Annotated in this window: 18 protein-coding genes; 9 read left to right on the top strand and 9 right to left on the bottom strand. The window is 38.4% G+C overall.

Going from position 1 to position 17,996, the window contains the following annotated elements; all coding sequences use genetic code 11:
• From aroB to FJR45_RS05735, 8 genes are all read right to left on the bottom strand, one after another.
• Positions 1-1,050, bottom strand: a complete 1,050-nt coding sequence (gene aroB / locus FJR45_RS05770; protein WP_193151764.1) for a 3-dehydroquinate synthase — start codon at positions 1,048-1,050, stop codon at positions 1-3.
• 70 nt (positions 1,051-1,120) lie between these two features.
• A complete protein-coding gene (locus FJR45_RS05765; RefSeq protein ID WP_193151763.1) occupies positions 1,121-2,527 on the bottom strand; it encodes a COG3400 family protein in 1,407 nt (468 codons plus the stop codon).
• A complete protein-coding gene (trmA, locus tag FJR45_RS05760; protein ID WP_193151762.1) occupies positions 2,527-3,639 on the bottom strand; it encodes a tRNA (uridine(54)-C5)-methyltransferase TrmA in 1,113 nt (370 codons plus the stop codon). The genes FJR45_RS05765 and trmA overlap by 1 nt, the downstream gene beginning before the upstream one ends.
• A gap of 18 nt (positions 3,640-3,657) precedes the next feature.
• Entirely contained in the window at positions 3,658-4,395 is a 738-nt protein-coding gene (gene fliP, locus FJR45_RS05755) for a flagellar type III secretion system pore protein FliP (RefSeq protein WP_193151761.1), read from the bottom strand.
• Entirely contained in the window at positions 4,392-5,171 is a 780-nt protein-coding gene (locus FJR45_RS05750) for a flagellar motor protein MotB (RefSeq protein ID WP_193151760.1), read from the bottom strand. Before FJR45_RS05750 ends, fliP begins: the two co-directional genes overlap by 4 nt.
• Positions 5,172-5,183: 12 nt before the next feature.
• Positions 5,184-5,948, bottom strand: coding sequence for a motility protein A (locus tag FJR45_RS05745; protein ID WP_151900418.1), 765 nt, complete (start codon positions 5,946-5,948; stop codon positions 5,184-5,186).
• A 50-nt stretch (positions 5,949-5,998) separates the two neighbouring features.
• Positions 5,999-6,634 carry a phosphatase PAP2 family protein gene (locus FJR45_RS05740; RefSeq protein WP_226966493.1) on the bottom strand — a complete coding sequence of 212 codons (636 nt, stop codon included), beginning with the start codon at positions 6,632-6,634 and terminating at the stop codon, positions 5,999-6,001.
• A 34-nt stretch (positions 6,635-6,668) separates the two neighbouring features.
• Complete coding sequence (locus FJR45_RS05735) at positions 6,669-8,264, bottom strand: phosphoethanolamine transferase (protein WP_193151758.1); 1,596 nt, start codon at positions 8,262-8,264, stop codon at positions 6,669-6,671.
• A 121-nt stretch (positions 8,265-8,385) separates the two neighbouring features.
• Here FJR45_RS05735 and glmU point away from each other — a divergent pair, with 121 nt between their 5' ends.
• The 5 genes from glmU (at position 8,386) to FJR45_RS05710 (ending at position 13,660) form a co-directional block, all read left to right on the top strand.
• Positions 8,386-9,690 (top strand): bifunctional UDP-N-acetylglucosamine diphosphorylase/glucosamine-1-phosphate N-acetyltransferase GlmU, encoded by a 1,305-nt coding sequence (gene glmU / locus FJR45_RS05730; protein WP_193151757.1) that lies wholly within the window; start codon positions 8,386-8,388, stop codon positions 9,688-9,690.
• A 72-nt stretch (positions 9,691-9,762) separates the two neighbouring features.
• A complete protein-coding gene (locus tag FJR45_RS05725; protein ID WP_193151756.1) occupies positions 9,763-10,290 on the top strand; it encodes a hydrogenase maturation protease in 528 nt (175 codons plus the stop codon).
• An 8-nt stretch (positions 10,291-10,298) separates the two neighbouring features.
• Positions 10,299-10,796, top strand: coding sequence for a DNA-deoxyinosine glycosylase (locus FJR45_RS05720; RefSeq protein ID WP_193151755.1), 498 nt, complete (start codon positions 10,299-10,301; stop codon positions 10,794-10,796).
• A gap of 42 nt (positions 10,797-10,838) precedes the next feature.
• Entirely contained in the window at positions 10,839-12,479 is a 1,641-nt protein-coding gene (locus FJR45_RS05715; protein ID WP_193151754.1) for a YcaO N-terminal domain-containing protein, read from the top strand.
• Positions 12,464-13,660 carry a class I SAM-dependent rRNA methyltransferase gene (locus FJR45_RS05710; protein WP_193151753.1) on the top strand — a complete coding sequence of 399 codons (1,197 nt, stop codon included), beginning with the start codon at positions 12,464-12,466 and terminating at the stop codon, positions 13,658-13,660. Before FJR45_RS05715 ends, FJR45_RS05710 begins: the two co-directional genes overlap by 16 nt.
• Here the strand turns inward: FJR45_RS05710 and FJR45_RS05705 are convergent.
• Positions 13,657-14,097 (bottom strand): rhodanese-like domain-containing protein, encoded by a 441-nt coding sequence (locus FJR45_RS05705; protein WP_193151752.1) that lies wholly within the window; start codon positions 14,095-14,097, stop codon positions 13,657-13,659. The genes FJR45_RS05710 and FJR45_RS05705 overlap by 4 nt on opposite strands.
• A 109-nt stretch (positions 14,098-14,206) precedes the next feature.
• Between FJR45_RS05705 and coaBC the strand changes: the two genes are divergently transcribed.
• Genes coaBC through FJR45_RS05685 form a run of 4 tightly spaced genes read left to right on the top strand, consistent with a single transcriptional unit; the run spans position 14,207 to position 17,996 of the window.
• Positions 14,207-15,481 (top strand): bifunctional phosphopantothenoylcysteine decarboxylase/phosphopantothenate--cysteine ligase CoaBC, encoded by a 1,275-nt coding sequence (gene coaBC, locus FJR45_RS05700; RefSeq protein WP_193151751.1) that lies wholly within the window; start codon positions 14,207-14,209, stop codon positions 15,479-15,481.
• A gap of 3 nt (positions 15,482-15,484) precedes the next feature.
• The gene (locus FJR45_RS05695; RefSeq protein WP_193151750.1) at positions 15,485-16,162 is read left to right on the top strand and encodes a di-trans,poly-cis-decaprenylcistransferase; all 678 of its coding nucleotides are present in this window, start codon (positions 15,485-15,487) and stop codon (positions 16,160-16,162) included.
• Positions 16,162-16,977, top strand: coding sequence for a prepilin peptidase (locus FJR45_RS05690; protein WP_193151904.1), 816 nt, complete (start codon positions 16,162-16,164; stop codon positions 16,975-16,977). Before FJR45_RS05695 ends, FJR45_RS05690 begins: the two co-directional genes overlap by 1 nt.
• Complete coding sequence (locus FJR45_RS05685; RefSeq protein WP_193151749.1) at positions 16,977-17,996, top strand: LptF/LptG family permease; 1,020 nt, start codon at positions 16,977-16,979, stop codon at positions 17,994-17,996. The genes FJR45_RS05690 and FJR45_RS05685 overlap by 1 nt, the downstream gene beginning before the upstream one ends.

Below are 17,996 nucleotides of genomic sequence, written 5' to 3'. Positions count from 1 at the left end.
TCAGTTGTTACCAAATTTACGAAGAACACTGAGAATTAACTCTTTGTCAACTTCATCTGTAATTTTTACGCCACCGATGCCTACGGGGAGAATAAACGTTACAGAAGCATCCAGACTTTTTTTATCCAAAAAGAATGTTTCATAAAAACTGTTGACATCTTCAATGGTATAAGAAGTCGGCAAATCATACTTTTGTAAAAGCTCTTTTACCCTCTGTGCCTCCTGTGGTATCATCAGGTTCATAGCCACAGCAACTTCGTTTGCCATCACCATACCGATGGCTACCGCCTCGCCATGCAAATAGGTTTTGTATTTTGTTTCGTTTTCAATGACATGCCCAAAAGTATGGCCGTAATTCAGAGCAGCTCTTAATCCATGCTCTTTTTCATCTTTGGCAACAACATCTGCTTTTGTTTGTACGGCCTGTTTGATTGCTTCTTGCAAAACTTCTTTATCATGCAGGTCTGCCGTTTCTAAAAAATCAAAGAAATTTCTGTTAAAGGTCACTGCCATTTTGATAATCTCGGCAACACCGGCACCAAATTCTCTTTTTGGTAAAGTTGATAAAAAATGAGGATCAATATAGACAGCTTTGGGCTGATGAAAAGCACCTATAAGATTTTTTCCATAACTGTTATTTATACCTGTTTTGCCGCCCACACTGGCATCTACCTGAGAAAGCAGTGTTGTAGGTACCTGCACAAAATCAATCCCACGCTGGTATATACTTGCTGTATAGCCTGTCATATCCCCTATCACACCGCCTCCAAAAGCAATAAGCATTGATTTTCTGTTAAAACGGTGGTTAAATAAAGACTCCAATATCAAATCAACAGAATCCTGGTTTTTGTACTCTTCCCCGTCAGGTACTGTAATGATATAAAGTTCTTTTGCTGATATTTTTGAAAGGAAGTATGCCAGATGAAGTCCGGCCACTTTCGGGTTGGTAACAATAGCTACTTTTTTATCAAAATGAACTTTTTTAATCGTATCTATAGTAATGTCATATGAGTTGTCAACTGTTTGTTTTAAAGGAATGTTTACCTGCATTGTCTATCCAAAATTATAATATGCTAGATAATACTTAACTTTTACTAAAAAAGGAATAAATTAACGCTGTTTATAGCTGTACAGGTATAAAAATCTGATGAAAATCATTCAGTTTAAAATAGAGCTTTTCACTGTCAGTTGAAAAAAGAGCATAAATATGGCGTGTTGTGAGTTTGTTGGTAAAAGGAATGATCTGTACAAAATTTTCTTTGTGCTTCAGGAGCCTAATCGGATTTTCATTCTCTTTGAAAACTTTGATTGACTTGGAAAAAATAGTTGAAAGATTGTAAAAATGCTCGATGACCTGTTCTTTTTCATCCTGGTGTTCGTTTATATAATTATAAAGCTCTATATTGAAATTAAGCTGCTCGGCTATATCAAAAATCGTTGCAGAAATTTTTTCCAGGTCTCTGTTGTCTGAAAGTATCAGAGCGACATCTTTCACCTTGGAAAAGGATTTTTCTGAGAGTTTCAGTACCGGTACATGTACATCATACAAACATTTTCTCACATGATAATCGGCAAACATCTCTCTTGATACAATCACCAGTCCGACATGATATGATTTTACATCATGCAAAAATACAGATCGCAGATTGATACTGTCATAATCTATCTCGACAACAATATCCAAATCTCTTAAATCCTTGATTTTTTCAATAATATCAATGTCTGAAGGATTTACAATTTTTATAACAAGGTCATGCTTGAATTTTTCATGGATGTACATTGCATGCTGTACAAGCGTGGCAATATTGGAATGCGTGATAATGTTCATATCTATGTATAAAAGAATATTTGTTCCAAAAGGCTCAGGGAACTGTCCAAGTTCACGTTTAATGGCTTTGTAAACTGAGTGCAAGACCGCAGGCTCACCAACGAGCAAAAGAGTGTCATTTGGCTGTATCATGCGTCTGCGCGAAGGCATTATGAGTTTTCTGTTTCTGTATATCGCGACAATGCGCCAGTTTTTCTGTTCAATCACTCCAATATGCCTATAAACAAAAGAACTGCCAAAAGGAACAAGCACTTCCATTATTTCACCCTCGCCTATACCGACATTCTGTGCTATCACCGGAACATTCGGCAGGTAGTCCAACAAACGGGAGGCCAAAATCTCATTTGCATTAATGAGTACAACATTCGGGTCTTCATTGGTCATATTCCACTGATTTAGGACAACAACCCGCAACTGCTTTTTTACAACACGAATGTTTTTAATCGTATTTTCAACTTCAGTCTGATTGTCCATCGCTATCACAACCTGGATAAACTCCATTTTGAGTAAATTTGCCAGTTTATAAAAACTTGTAGGATCAAACTCATAAAATTTAAAACGTGCCGGGCTTGCATCTTTAAATTTTTTCTCTTTTGTCTGCACTATATAATATATATTTTCACTCGTATATGTCTCGGTAACCCGTTGAATAAAGTGTTGCCCTATAGGTCCACTGCTTATGATTAATATTTTTTTCACTACAGCCCTTTTTTTGTAAGTTTCACACCCATTTCAACATGATGTGTGTAGGGAAACTGGTCAAAAAGCGCCATGTCTGTAACTGTATGTGTTTGAGAGAGTATGTTCAAATCATCCAGCAATGTCAACGGATTACATGAAATATAGACTATATGATCATACCTTGAGACAAATTTGCAAGAGTATTCGCCCATTCCGCTTCGTGGAGGGTCGACAAAGACAGAATGAATAGCATAACTGTTGATATCAATATCTTTCATCCTTCTGTACTCTCTTACGCCGTCGAGTGCAGCGACAAAATCTTCAACGCTCATACGGACAAATTCTATGTTGTTTAGCTGATTTAAAAGCATATTTTCTTTTGCCGCATTGATGGAGGATTTGGATATTTCTGTCGCCAGCACTTTGTTGAATTTTTTTGCAAAAGGAATGGTGAAATTTCCTGCCCCGCAGTAGAGTTCAAGTAAATCGTTTTTCGTATCCGAAAACCTGTCACTTGCCCAGGCAATCATCTGTTCATTGACTCTCGGATTTGGCTGGGTAAAACTGTTTTCAATATATTTGAACCTATAAACATCACTCTTTACATGTAAAGTCTCTGTAACATAATCCTGTCCTATCACAACTTTTTGTTTGCGTGAACGGCCTATGATGTATATACCCAGCTCCTGGGCTATTTTTTTTGCTTTTTCCTGCCAGGCTTCATCCAAAGGTCTGTGATACAGAAGTGAAACAACTATTTCACCCGAACTCGAACTTAAAAAATCCGCACCAAAAAGCTTAAAACCGACAGCATGTACTTTGATTGCATCAAGAAGCTTAGGCATAAGGTTTCCAATATGCACATTCACCTGCGGACATTCATTTATAAGCACAACACCTTTTTTATCAATATGATTCATGGCATATGAAATTTCATCATCTGTATGCCATATTTTAAACTCGCTCCTTGCACGGTAATGTGCATCCAAGGATTTATACACAGAAATTTCTTCACTAAAGTAAGGTGTAAATCGTTCTTTGTTTATCTGTATTTTTTCATTAAGTTGTGCTTCATATCCATCTTCGTAAACTCTGCAGGCACCACATTCACCGAAATATTTACAATCCAATTTTACATCCTTAGAAAATTATTTTACAGAGGCAATCAAATTGCCTATAAGTAAATTCCAGCCGTCAATCAATACAAAAACAAGTATTTTAAAAGGCAGAGAGATCATAACAGGAGGCAGCATCATCATACCCATAGACATCAAAATAGAGGCCACGACCATATCTATCACCAGAAATGGCAAAAAGAGTAAAAAACCTATCTCAAAAGCGGTTTTTAACTCACTGATTATAAAGGCAGGAATTACAATAGAAAGAGGGACATCTGCCACGCTTTTCGGATTTTCCATTTTACGTATCCGTAAAAAAAGTGCCAAATCCTTTTCTCTTGTATTTCTAATCATAAAATTTTTAAACGGCAGTGTCGTTTTGGCAAAAGCCTCTTCATAGCCTATCTCTTTGGCTATATAAGGCTTGATACCCTGCTCATAGGCTTTTGTTCCTATGGGTTCCATAACAAAAAAAGTTAAAATCATTGCAAGCATGACAAGCAGTTGTGTCGGAGGAACCTGTTGGGTACCGAGTGCCTGACGCAAAAATCCGAACACAATGACAAACCGGGTAAATGTTGTCATTACCAGCACCATCGAAGGTGCTAAAAAAAGTAAGGTCAGAACAACGAGAACATTGAGCGAAGAGACAAGCTGTTGTGGTGTATCCGGTGCCGAAAGACTCAGGTTCATGGTAGGAACAACAGGCGATTCTGCCCCAAAACCCAAAGCAGCCAATGCCGCAAGCAAGAAAAGAACTCTTATCATTTTTTCTCGACTGTTTTATCTAAAATAGAATTGTTCACACTTTGCGCTTCTTCACTTTTTTTCCCATAAAAATGCAATTCAACTCTTCTGTTTTTTTCCCGTCCTGTGGCTGTTACATTGGTCGCTATGGGCTGATACTGTGCAAAACCTGTTGCACTCAGACGCGCAGGATCTGCACCGTCTAATATCAACTCATGCAAAACAGCCAGTGCTCTTGCAGTCGAGAGTTCCCAGTTGTCTTTATAGGGACTGTTCGGTCCGGGATCTCTGTCATCAGTATGCCCCTGCACATCCACAAGCATATCATTTGGCAACTCTTGAATAATAAGCGTAATCCGCTTCAAAAACAACAAAGCGTCCTGATTTTCTATCGTAGCACTGCCAGGTTTAAACAGCAGTGTTGCCGGCAGTTTGATCACAAAACCGTCTTGCGCTTCTTTTACGGTAATCGCGGGAGACTGTGTCTTTTCCATCATCTCATTTGCATCAGTTGCAGCCTGCTGCACTCTGTTGACCACTTCACTCGTTTCGTCCTGAGAGTCTATAGGTGTAGCTTCAAGCATTCTTTTTTTTGAAATTTCTGTTTGCGTACCGCCTTCAAGAACACTCATCGCACCTGAGAGTGAACCGATAGCTTCTGAAATCTTTTTTGCATCCATACTCGACATAGAAAGCAGCAAAACGAAAAAACAAAGAAGCAAAGACATCAAGTCTCCGAATGCCGCCAGCCATGCGGGTAGACACTCTTCGCATTCAGGACACTTTTTTTTACCCATCAGTGCTGTCCGTTATTCAAACTGACTGACACGGTCAGCAGGAGCCAGATAGGCAAGCAGTTTTGCTTCAAGTACTCTTGGTGCGTCACCGGACTGAATCGACATAATACCCTCAAGAATCATCTCTTTGAGCATCGTCTCTTCATCATTTCGAATAGTCAAAATATTGTAAATCGGTGTTCCGAAGATATTTCCAATCATCGCTCCGTACATGGTTGTAAGAAGGGCAACTGCCATAGAAGGACCGATGGCAGAAGGATCTGCCATATTTAAAAGCATGGCAACAAGCCCGATAAGTGTTCCGATCATACCCATTGCACCGGCAAGCCCCGCCCACTGATTAAATATGGAAGCATGAATCTTATGGCGGGTACTTGTCTGTTCCATGTCAATTTCGAGCAAATCACGAATAGTGTCAGGCTCACTCCCGTCAATTGCCATAGAGAGACCTTTTTTCAAGAACTCATTCTCTTCATTGTTGACATCACTCTCCAATGCCAAAATACCGTCTTTTCTTGCCTTGGTTGCAAACTCTACCAGTTTTTTGATAAGCTCACCTACATCCTCTTCAGCAGGCTTAATGGCTTTCATAAAGACTTTTGTAAACTTTTTCATCTGCGCCGGCTTGAAAGAGATCATCAAAGCCCCTATACTACCACCGACAACAATTAAAACAGAAGGAATATCGATATATGCACCGACACCAACACCCATTGTCATGGCCCCGAGCAAAAGAGCCATAATCAAAACAATACCAATGACCGTACCTAAATCCATCCAAAAACCTTAACGAAAAAATTTATAATTACATTATAATAGCACAATTATTATAAAGAGTAAATTTTATTGACTATCTTTGCGATGAGTAATATAATCAGCCATGCAAGTACCATCGTAATGACCGTATGACTGAAAAAATGATCACCGATAAGCATTTTATACAGTCCCATACTCCAGCCTATAGTCAAAGCAACTGCAGAGGCAATGATTTTATTTCTCCGTTTGTGAAATAAAAATACCAGGCTCAAAAGCGCAAATCCACCGCTGGCATGTCCGGCAGGCCAGCATTTGCTTTTATGGTGATGCAGTTTAAATTCCGGTGTGTAGTTTTGCCAGACCGCTGTCCGAGGATAGACACCGCCGTACCTCACTTCATCTTTGGGACATGGCATATTTGTCTCTCCTTTTATAGAACTTGCAATAAGCGGCACAAAAATGGCAGAGAGTATGACAATAATCATGCCTCTTTTGTAGTCATTGACCAGTTTTGTTTTCCTAAAAAAGATGAGTGCAAGCAACAGACTCACAGCAAAGGCAATGAGAAGTTTTTTAATACCGTCGTAAAATATAAACTTGTAAGGCTGCTCACCCCAAAAAAGAATCCATTTGTGTGTTGAAAAATTATAAAACTGATCTTGCAGACTCAAATCAACATCTGTTATACCAAAAAATATAATACTCAAGAAGAGTATTATAAAAGTAACAACAAGTTGCTGGTTAATGTTCATTTTTTAAAATATCCAGCTTTTTGTTATACTCTTTTGTCTCTACATTAAATATGCCCAGTAATGTATGAAAAAGATCATCCTGAGTATACTTTTCATCTTTTCGTTTTTCTAATGCCTCTTTATTGACCCTTTTTGCCATATTTTTGCCAAACCACATTACAGCACCGATATGCACCTGTGCATCAGGTGCCATAAAGTATGGCAAACCGTGCAGGTAGACACCGCCCTCACCAAGACTCTCCCCGTGGTCACTCATATATATCATGGCCGTATCATACTTTTTGTCATACTTTTTCAAAAATTTTATCGTCTGGTCTAAAAAATAGTCAGTATACAAAATCGCATTGTCATAGGCATTTGTTATCTCTTCCTGTGTGCAGTTTTCCAACTGGTTTGTTTTACATGTAGGTGTAAATTTTTCAAAATCTTTCGGATAGCGTTTGTAGTATGCAGGTCCGTGATTTCCCATCTGATGCAGCACAATTAAAATATTTTTGCCTTTGTTCTTTTGTATAAATTTGTCGAGTCCGACCAGCATTCCGACATCTCTACACTCTCCATCGGTACAGATTGTATTGTTTTTCGGAGTTTTGTAATCCTCATACGGCACACGCAACGCCACACCTTTTGAGTCAGAGTTGTTGTCTCGCCAAAGAATAGCCACATCTTTTGTGTGTTTTAACACATCAAGCACATTTTCCGTGCTGATACCCTTTTTGTAGCTGTAGTCTGATTTGCCGTATTTCGCAAACATACAGGGTACCGATGCGGCAGTAGAAGTACCACAAGAGTAAAAATTTGGAAAATCTATGATATCATCTTGCGCAAGCAGAGGGTTTGTCTCTCTTTTGTAGCCGTTGAGACTAAAATGATCCGCCCGTGCTGCTTCACCAACCACCATAATAACAAGCTTGCTGCGGTTGTCATCATTGACAACTTTGGCATCAAGTCCTATCGGTTTTACCACAAGCGGACCGCTGTTAAATGTCAAATTGATATACTTTCCGATGGAGTACATCCAGTACGCAGGATTTATGGAGTAGCGTAAGGGCTTGTGTTCGCGGACAAAGGAGGTATAAAACTTACTGAACAAAAAGAATGAAGCAAGAATAATCGCCAGAGAGACTCCTATGAGTTTTAAGCGCGCAAGTAACTCCTGCTTGAGAGGACGGTACTCTATTTTTGCCTTATAAACAAAATATGACGGCAAAAGACCTAAAAACAGAAAATACAGAACCTGTTTGAGCGTTACCAGATCCAGTGATTCATGCATATTTGTCTGCAGTGTATTGCGAATCATACTCGCATCAATCACCACATGATAACTGTTCATAAAGTAGTTTGTCAGCGATGAAACCAACAGCAGTGTAATAATAATCGGTTTAAGCGTATACTTATAACAAAACAAAGAGAGCAGAAATATCATAAAAAAGACTAAAACAACGACCAGAGATATTAAAAATCCGGCGTTGTGCCAGTTCATAGGATAGACCTGCAAGACATTGTGAAAAAAGCTGTAGTTATCAAATAAAACAAAGAATATACTGACATAGATGATGAGTTGTGTTTGTGTAATTTTTTTCAAGGGGAAAATCTTCTTTAGTATAAATTATCTTATTACATGTAAACATAAAATAAGTTCGAAATTATACACTTTATAATTAAATAATGGTAACATTGCAGATAAAAACAAAAAAAGAATGCACATGAAACAAAAAAGTATAAGTATCGTTATTTTGGCAGCCGGTAAAGGCAGCCGTATGAAATCTTCCAAAGCAAAGGTCTTACACACCATTAGCGGAAAGCCAATGCTCTATCATATCATCAAAGAGTCCCGTAAAATTTCTGATGATATTACCGTAGTGGTTGCCCATCAAAAAGAGGCTGTTGTTGAAACAATGCAAAGCTATTTTGATGATATCTGCTTTGTCGAACAAGACGCCAAAAACTACCCGGGAACCGGCGGAGCTATGATGCAGGTAGAACCAAAACATGACAAGGTATTGGTTCTTAACGGAGATATGCCACTCATTACAGCCGATGCACTCAAAGGATTTTTAGAGCTTGAAGCAGACATTATCATGAGTATTTTTGATCTTGAAGATCCGGACGGATACGGTCGTGTCATCATACGAAACAACCATGTGGAGTACATAGTAGAGCAAAAAGACGCTGATGAAGCAGAACTCAATGTCACAACAGTCAATGCCGGTGTTTATGCCTTTTCAAAAGTCATCTTGGAGCGATACATTCCTGATTTGAGTAATGATAACGCACAGCAGGAGTACTACCTTACCGACATTATTGCAATGGCAAACGAAGATGAGTCGAGCATTGTGCCTTTGCTTGTTGATGAAGAACACTTCAAAGGGGTAAACTCCAAAAAAGACCTCGCAGACACTGAAGAGATTATGCAAAACAGAATCCGTACAAAATGGATGAATGCAGGGGTAACTATGCAGCTGCCAGCAACAATTTACATAGAAGAAGATGTTGTTTTTGGGGGAGAGTGCATTGTTGAAAACGGCTGTCGCATTACCGGAAAAAGCAAAATCATCAACTCCCACATAAAAGCCGGCAGCGTTGTAGAAGAGAGTACCCTGAAAAACTCGGACTGCGGACCGATGGCACATCTTAGACCGCTGAGTCATATAGAAGATACACACATCGGAAATTTTGTTGAAGTAAAAAAATCAACCCTCAAAGGGGTAAAAGCCGGACATTTAAGCTATTTGGGTGATGCCGAGATTGACGAAGGCACAAATATAGGTGCGGGAACCATTACATGTAACTATGACGGTGTCAAAAAATATAAAACACGCATCGGCAAAAATGTCTTCATCGGCAGTGATTCGCAGCTTGTAGCCCCTATTACTATAGAAGATAATGTAATGATAGCAGCAGGCACTACAGTCACAAGCGGTAAAATAAAGAGTGGCAACCTCGTTTTAAGCCGAACAAAAATGCGTTTTGTGAAGGATTTTTATTATAAGTTTTTTGGGAAGAAATAGGCATTTGCATAAAAAACTTCACTTATTTCAATTTCTTTATTTTGTAAGTAAAAAATTTTGTTAGAATGCGGCATGAATAAAAAACAAATTGCTATTTTAAGTATCGGAAATACATCACACAAAGATGAAGGTATCGCTTTATATGCGAGTAGATATCTGGAGTCCAATTACAGTTTTCAACCCGAAGTGGATATCATTCACGGCGATGTTGCAAGAAAAAAACTACTCAATGTATTTATGGAATATCAGGAAATAATTGTCCTTGATGTCATCACAATTGAGGATGCTCCAGGTTCAATGTATCAGTTTCCTATGGAGACCTTTCGCAGTTTCAGCACAAATGAAGATGATGACGAAACCGGAGTACTCGGGTGTCTTAATTTGCTTGAGAGGCAAGGAGAAACTTTACCAAAGGTCACACTTCTTGCAATTATTCCTCAGAGTATTGAGTCAGGAACAGGTTTAAGCAGTTCGCTGCTCAAACCCTTTGATGCTTATATTTTGATGATAATAAAATCACTTGAAGACAAAGGTATCAGCTGTGAAGAAAAAGCCGAGAAACAAACACTTCAAAATATAGTAGCTGACCTTACCAGTTAGACAAAACATTGCAGTCACTTCATTTTCACACCATTGCACCTGTTATATTTGATGACTCGAAAGTACTGATACTCGGTTCATTTCCCAGTATAAAATCTTTTGAAGAGGGGTTTTACTATGCCCATCCACGGAACCAGTTTTGGCCCATTCTTGGTCAAATCTTCAATGCAGACATACAAACAAAAGATGACAAAATTGCCCTGTGTAAAAAGCACAAAATAGCCCTTTTTGACAGTGCTGCAAGTCTGCAAAGAGATGCAAACAATTCCAGTGATACCAACCTGAAAAATATAGAAGTCAATGATTTTGAAAAACTGTTAACAGAATATCCGAACATCAAAACCATATTGTTTACAGGAAAAAAAGCACAACAGATTTTTGACAAAAAGTACAAAGACTTGCCCGTCAAAAAAATCCTGCTCCCCTCAACCTCCCCCGCCTACGCCAGCATAAAGTTTGAAGAAAAACTTGAAAAATACAAAGAGGCTTTAGAAGAGAATCTTTAAAAAAAGGTATAATGTTATAAAAAAACCAGGATAAACTATTTAATGAATTTTCTCTCTAAAGAAGCACCGCTTCAAAACTCTATAACTACAATGAAGGCTGTTTTATCTGATGTCGGATGCGAAACAGTTTTTCAAGAACATAAAAATCCTCTCACTCACTGTTTTTCGGTCAATCTCAGCTCACAAGAAGCACCCAGGCATATTTACTCAAACGGCAAAGGTGTACTAAGGGATGCTTCTGTGGCGAGTGCTTTGGGTGAGTATATTGAACGCCTGCAGACAAATAACTTTTTTATAGATTTCCATTTGCCGAAAAGAAAATATTATCCTGATGAAGTCGTGTTTGGTTTTGATGAAGTCGTGTTTGGTTTTAATGAAGCCGGTCTCAGTGATGAACTTATGGCAGTTTACAACCCGGACGGAAATCTTTCTCCTGAAGATTTGGTGGACTTCAACAGTGACTATACTGACAAAATCGTTGCACTTCCTTTTGTGAAGCAATCCACACAAAAATGCGTTCCAATTCCGCTCAATATTTTAAGCAATCTCTACGTCAGCAACGGTTTGGCGACGGGAAATACACCTTTGGAGGCAAAAGTGCAGGCTCTGAGTGAGATTTTTGAACGCCATGCAAAAATCGCCATCATAAAAAACGGCTATGCCCTGCCGAAATTTTCTGATGAAATTGTGAATAAATTTCCAAAAGTCTATGAAGATATACAGGCATTGCAAACACTCGGCTACAAAGTGGAAGTTTTAGATGCTTCTTTGGGCGGACAGTTTCCCGTCACTGCCATCTCGTTGATAGATCCAAGTAATGCAACACTTTTTGTCTCTTTTGGAGCACATCCTATTCTTGAAGTTGCACTAGAACGCACAATGACCGAGCTTATGCAGGGGCGTTCACTTGAAAATCTTGACAGTTTTGAAGTGCCTACTTTTGACATGAGCCTTGTCTCAGACAGTTTTAACCTTGAATCACACTTTATAGACTCCAACGGCAAACTCGGGTTTCCTTTTTTGAGTGCCAAAAAAAGTTTTGAATATTCTTCTTTTTCCTATAAAGGAAACTCCACGCAAGATGAATATGACTATCTAACAAAGATTCTTCAAGATATGGAGAAAGAGTTTTACATCAGAGAATATGATTACCTCGGTTTTTACTCTTGTCAAATCATTGTTCCCGGTATTTCAGAAGTTTATCCCATAGAGGATTTGATATATAACAACAAAAACAACGGCAAACTTATCCGTGATATGGTGCTCAATTTTACAAAATATGACCCGCAGGAAATTATGCTTGAGATTGAATCACTCGAAGACTCACTCAATATGGAAAAATACATCGGTGTCATCTTTGCAAAAAATTTTACAATGGCTGAATTTAAAGCGCAGATTTTATTGCGTCTGGGTGAGTATGACGAGGCACTTGAGTTGTTGGAATACGGGACAAACAAACTCGGTCATCTCGTAGTGGAACTTGCTCGAATGCAGGAGATGGAACTTGATTACGAAGAGTACAAAGAAGCTTTATATGATGTATTTTCCAAAGAAAATGTCCTGAAATCTTTGGGTATTCTTAATAATACAGACTTTTTGATAGAAACAACACTGCATAAAGACTACACTAATATGCTTTGTCTGTATGACAAACTTGAGAGAAAAAAATGCGCAATGAAATAGACCTGATACTCAAACCTGAATTTACACAGCAGATACAAAACGGTTATCCTCTGCTCATGAAAGAGTATTTCCAAGATTGGAATAAACTCAAAGAAGAAGGCAGTCTGCTTCACCTGTATGACAATAAAAAGAGATTCATTGCAAAAGGCTACTACGGATTACAGAACAAAGGACATGGCTGGATTCTTTCACAAAATGAAGACGAAACCATAGACAGCGAATTTTTCGTAAGAAAAATCAAAGAAGCAATCGCCTACAGAAAAGATTTCTTTGCCGACACGCAGACAACTGCTTTTCGGGTTTTTAACGGTGAGGGCGATGGTATCGGTGGCTTGAGTATTGATTATTTTGAAGGCTATTATCTTTTTACATGGTATAGCATCGGTATTTATACATTCAAAGAGAGTATACTCGAAGCTTTTAAACAGAGTGTCGACTTCAAAGGAATCTATCAAAAAAAACGCTTTAATACAAAAGGCATGTATCTCGATGACAAAAGTGACTTTGTATCTGGGCAAGAGGCACCGCAGCCTTTACATGTAAAGGAAAACGGAGCAAATTTTGCCATCTATCTTGATGATGGTGCAATGGTGGGCGTCTTTTTAGACCAAAGAGAGGTCAGAAAAGCCATTCGTGACAAATATGCAAAAGGAAAAACCGTTTTAAATACTTTTTCCTACACGGGCGCTTTTTCCGTCTTTGCAGCCCTTGGCGGTGCAAAAAGCACAACAAGCGTTGACCTGGCAAAACGAAGTTTACCAAAAACGCAAGAGCAGTTTTGCATCAACAACATTGATTTGAAAAATCAGAATATTATTGTTGAAGATGTCTTTTTATACTTTAAATATGCTGTGAGGAAAAAACTGCTTTTTGATATGGTTGTCGTTGATCCGCCGAGTTTTGCACGTTCAAAAAAACATACATTCAGCGCCAACAGAGACTATGTAAAACTTCTCAAAGAGGTGATACAAATAACAAACAAAGACGGCATTATCGTAGCTTCAACCAATGCTGCCAATTTCAGCATGATGACTTTTGGCAGATTTATAGACAAAGCGTTTAAAGATCTAAAAACAAAATACAAAGTGCTAAAGCGCTATTCTCTGCCAAAAGATTTTCGTGTGGCAGAAAAATTTCAAGAGGGTAATTACCTCAAAGTCGTTTTTATAAAGAAACTTTAGTTTGTCTCAAGCGTAAAGTATCCGAGATAATTTTTTATCGGCTTGTGTGCATTGACCCAACTTGAAATGCCGCCTTCGAGATTGACAACATTGCTAAAACCCAAATCTTTGAGTGTTTTTGCAGCCATCAGACCTCTTGCGCCTTTGAGACAATAACAGACTATTTGATGATCACTTAAATCAACAAGCTTGTCATCAACAGCGAATTCGAGTTTCCCCCGAGGAATGGTAAAAACGGTTTTTGCAGGGATGACACCACTTGCAAATTCATCAGATTCTCGTACATCAATCAAAATCATATTTTCCAAGTCTATATCTTCGACCTGTATCTGGCGGATCTCTTTTTTTGCCGCACTCAGTAACTCTTTTAAATGTCCCTTAATAAGGTCAATGTCACACCTTTCATAATACTTTTTCATCTGTTCGTTATGGTTCATAACATTCCCCTTTCGTTACTAAAATTTTTATAGTATACATCTACAAAGCTTAAGTATATTTATTACTTCTAAGTATTTTTAGGTAAAATACAGGAAAAAAAGATTTTTCATGAAAATACCGACAGATTTAATAAAAGACAAAAAAATTCTCCTCGCAGTGACCGGTTCTATTGCTGTGTACAAAACGCTTGAACTTGTACGAGAATTCATCAAAGCCGGAGCCGAAGTAAAAGTTGTCATGAGTGAGAGCGCAAAAAAATTTATAGCACCTCTTACTTTTGAGACACTTACTTCAAATGAGGTACTTGATGACACAAACGAGTCCTGGGCAAATGAACACAACCATATAAAAATCACCCAATGGGCGGACATTATGGTCATCGCTCCCGCTACAGCAAACACAATCGCAAAACTTGCCAATGCCATTGCGGACAATATGCTTTTGCAGTGTGCCCTTGCCTTTAGCGGTATGAAAATCCTTGCACCCTCGGCAAATACCAATATGCTTCAAAACCCGATAACACAGGCAAATTTAAAAATGCTGGGTATTGCAAACTATACTATTTTAGAAACACAGACAAAAGAGCTGGCCTGCAAGACCATCGGTGACGGTGCAATGGCAGAACCTTTGGACATTTTTTATCAAACCTGTCGTGAGCTTTTAAAAGAGGAGTTTTGGGAGCACAGACGGGTGATAGTGACCGGTGGAGGCACGATAGAGAAGATAGATGAAGTTCGTTACATCTCAAACTTTTCAAGCGGAAAAATGGCATCGGCTCTGGCAACGGCACTCTATTTAAAAGGGGCAGACGTCAACCTCATAGCAACCAGATTTGACACTGATTTGCCTGTAAACATGCATAAAATAGACGTAGAAGACTCACAAGAGATGCTTGAGTATCTTGTCGACTCCATACGCATTGCAAAAAAAGGCAAGCTGTCAAAAGCGACACTCATACGCGACGAGCATATTCATCTCATCCAAAAAAAGCCTTACCTGTTTATGGCGGCGGCAGTGAGTGACTATGTTCCCGAGTTTCCACAAAATACCAAACTTAAAAAAGAGGATTTGGGGCAAAAGTGGGAGTTGAGTCTGAAAAAAAATATTGACATTTTAAGTACAATCGACAAAGAAGGCATTACGGTCATAGGTTTTAAAGCCGAAATGGACAAAGAAAAAGCAGAAGAAAATGCCAAAAAAATGTTAAAAGAGAAAGAGCTTGACGCGGTCTGCTTAAATATTTTACAAAATTCTGCAAGCTTTGGCAGTGACGAGAATGAAATAGAATTTATAACCGCGCAAAAAGATGTGCACATACCAAAAGCAGACAAATTGCATGTTTCTTTTAAAATAGTAAACAATGCAAAAGAGCTGCAAGAATAGATGATGAACAAGGCCAGACATATAGCCATCATAATGGACGGAAATGGACGATGGGCAGAGCAACAGGGCAAAAAAAGAGTCAAAGGGCATGAAGCAGGTGCAAAAGTCGTCAAAGAAATTACAACATACTGTTCAAAAGATGAAAATGTAGAACGCCTCACACTCTATGCCTTTTCAACAGAAAACTGGAAAAGACCACGTCTTGAAGTTGAGTTTTTAATGAAACTGTTAGAAAAATACCTCAAAGATGAATTGCCTTCATACCTCAAAAACAATGTCAAGTTTGAAGCCATCGGTGATATTCGTGCTTTTTCAAAATCACTGCAAAAAACCATTCAGATGGTAGAAGAAAAAACGAAACATTGTGACGGTTTGGTGCAGAGTCTTGCTCTGAACTACGGTGCGCAGGATGAAATTCTTCGTGCGGTAAATTCTTTGAAAAAACAGGATGAAAATATCACATTTGAGATGCTTAACAACGAACTTGACTGTAAAGTAGATGTGGATATACTCATTCGTACCGGCGGAGACAAGCGGCTTTCAAACTTTTTGCTTTGGCAGTCGGCCTATGCGGAACTTTTTTTTACAGATACACTCTGGCCGGACTTTACATGTAAAGAGTTGGAAAAAATTCTACAGAAATTTACAAAAATTGAAAGACGATTTGGGGGCTTAAAATGATGGAACTTGGCATAGCTTTTGTACTCGGCATACTTTTTGGTTCTTTTTTAAATGTTGTCATTCTTCGCATACCAAAGGGAGAAAGTGTTGTTTTTGATGCGTCACACTGCCCTGCATGTAATGAAAAACTCAAACCATGGCATAATATTCCGCTTTTTTCATGGATTTTTTTAACAGGAAAATGTGCCTACTGCAAATCACATATTTCTATACAGTACCCGCTTATAGAACTGCTATCAGGTTTTATTTTTGTCATTCTTGCCAATAAATTCGGACTGAATCTGCCGGCATTTTTTATAGCCATGAGTTTTTTGATGCTTTTAGCACTTTCGGTCATAGATTTTCGATACAAAATGGTGCCCGATTCACTCAACCTCTTGGCTATTTTCTTTGCCATACTCGGTGCATGGAGTGTTCAAGGTTTTGTTCTTAACCTGGAAAATGCCCTCCTTTTTGCCGGCGGGTTTACCCTGCTTCGTTTTGCCCTTTCGTATTACCTTACTTCTTCGGTATTCAGGGCAGGACTAAAAACGAAAACATCCTGGAACAAACATTACGACAGAACACCTTTTATAGAAGCCATGGGAGAAGGCGACATTATGGTAGCGGCTGCAATGGGCGCACTTTTGGGAGTCAAACTTGGTCTTATTGCCATTTTTCTCTCAGCTCTCCTGGCTTTGCCGGTTATGCTTTTGCTTCTTAACAAATCAAAAGAGGAGCAACGCGTCCCTTTTGTGCCTTTTTTGGCACTTGCAACTTTCATAGTCTATGTGTATGACTCTCAAATACTCAGATACATCGAGGCAAACTACTAATGCTGAGATTAAAAAAATACATACTGAGTAACTTTTCTGCTCTTTTTATGTCCATATTTTTGCCATTGTTTGTCATAGCATCGGTAATATTTTTAATTAAACTCTCTACTTATACGGCGGTTATTCAACTGACTATTTTTGAAATGGGCAAGCTGTATCTTTTCGTACTTCCTGAAATCCTTTTTTATACGCTGCCTATTACATTTTTTGTAGCAGCAACACTTTCTTTGTTTAAACTCTCAAACGACAATGAAATAATTGTTATTTTTTCACTTGGAATTGCACCGGGCTTTATCATTAGAACCTTTTTCAAACCTGCTTTTATTTTAAGTGTATTGCTGGCATTTAACTTTCTGGTTGTTGCGCCCCATACGACTACTTTGTCAAAAAACTTTCTCTCTTACAAAAAGAGTGAAGCAAAATTCAATCTTGCAGCAAGTGAATTTGGAAACAGTTTTGGTGACTGGCTTTTGTACATTGGAGCAAAAAATGATGACGGCACTTTTTCAAAAGTTTTTTTGTTTAACAAAAAACAGGAAGAGGAGATACTCATCGCTGCAAAAAAAGCCAAAGTTATTAACGATTCGGGAATTTTACGTCTTCAGTTAATGGATGGTGAAGGGTACAGCTACTCAAAAGAAAAATTTTCTCAGATAAATTTCCAAGAGATGCTTATCAATGATACGCTCAAAGCAGACTTGACCACCTATGAACAACCCTTGCAGTACTGGCTCTCAAAAGAGAATGCCGGAAGAAAAAAACACGTCTTCATTAAAGATACCCTGCTGAGTCTCTTTCCGATGATAACACTTTTTTTAATCGCAAGCATCGGTATAGTTCAGGTCAGACACCAAAAGTCCAAAGTCTATTTATATCTTTTTGTAAGCATAGTTTTATTTTATGGCATGACCATAGGTTTGGAAAAAATGTTCCAATACTATACGATTCCTGTTGTTGCACTTTCATGGCTGATAACAACATATGCCATCTATAGAAAAACAATCGTCAATAAGTTTTAA

It is taken from the genome of Sulfurimonas sediminis, assembly GCF_014905115.1.
GTDB classification, from domain to species: Bacteria; Campylobacterota; Campylobacteria; order Campylobacterales; family Sulfurimonadaceae; genus Sulfurimonas; species Sulfurimonas sediminis.
Note: the sequence above shows the minus strand (reverse complement) of the source record. Positions and strands in the feature narration are given on the sequence as shown.

Excerpts from the sequence above, each read along its gene's own strand:
- aroB (WP_193151764.1), bottom strand. The coding sequence starts at position 1,050 with ATGCAGGTAAACATTCCTTTAAAACAAACAGTTGACAACTCATATGAC.
- fliP (WP_193151761.1), bottom strand. The coding sequence starts at position 4,395 with ATGATAAGAGTTCTTTTCTTGCTTGCGGCATTGGCTGCTTTGGGTTTT.
- FJR45_RS05750 (WP_193151760.1), bottom strand. The coding sequence starts at position 5,171 with ATGGGTAAAAAAAAGTGTCCTGAATGCGAAGAGTGTCTACCCGCATGG.
- FJR45_RS05745 (WP_151900418.1), bottom strand. The coding sequence starts at position 5,948 with ATGGATTTAGGTACGGTCATTGGTATTGTTTTGATTATGGCTCTTTTG.
- glmU (WP_193151757.1), top strand. The coding sequence starts at position 8,386 with ATGAAACAAAAAAGTATAAGTATCGTTATTTTGGCAGCCGGTAAAGGC.
- FJR45_RS05725 (WP_193151756.1), top strand. The coding sequence starts at position 9,763 with ATGAATAAAAAACAAATTGCTATTTTAAGTATCGGAAATACATCACAC.
- FJR45_RS05715 (WP_193151754.1), top strand. The coding sequence starts at position 10,839 with ATGAATTTTCTCTCTAAAGAAGCACCGCTTCAAAACTCTATAACTACA.
- FJR45_RS05710 (WP_193151753.1), top strand. The coding sequence starts at position 12,464 with ATGCGCAATGAAATAGACCTGATACTCAAACCTGAATTTACACAGCAG.
- FJR45_RS05705 (WP_193151752.1), bottom strand. The coding sequence starts at position 14,097 with ATGAACCATAACGAACAGATGAAAAAGTATTATGAAAGGTGTGACATT.
- coaBC (WP_193151751.1), top strand. The coding sequence starts at position 14,207 with ATGAAAATACCGACAGATTTAATAAAAGACAAAAAAATTCTCCTCGCA.
- FJR45_RS05695 (WP_193151750.1), top strand. The coding sequence starts at position 15,485 with ATGAACAAGGCCAGACATATAGCCATCATAATGGACGGAAATGGACGA.
- FJR45_RS05690 (WP_193151904.1), top strand. The coding sequence starts at position 16,162 with ATGGAACTTGGCATAGCTTTTGTACTCGGCATACTTTTTGGTTCTTTT.
- FJR45_RS05685 (WP_193151749.1), top strand. The coding sequence starts at position 16,977 with ATGCTGAGATTAAAAAAATACATACTGAGTAACTTTTCTGCTCTTTTT.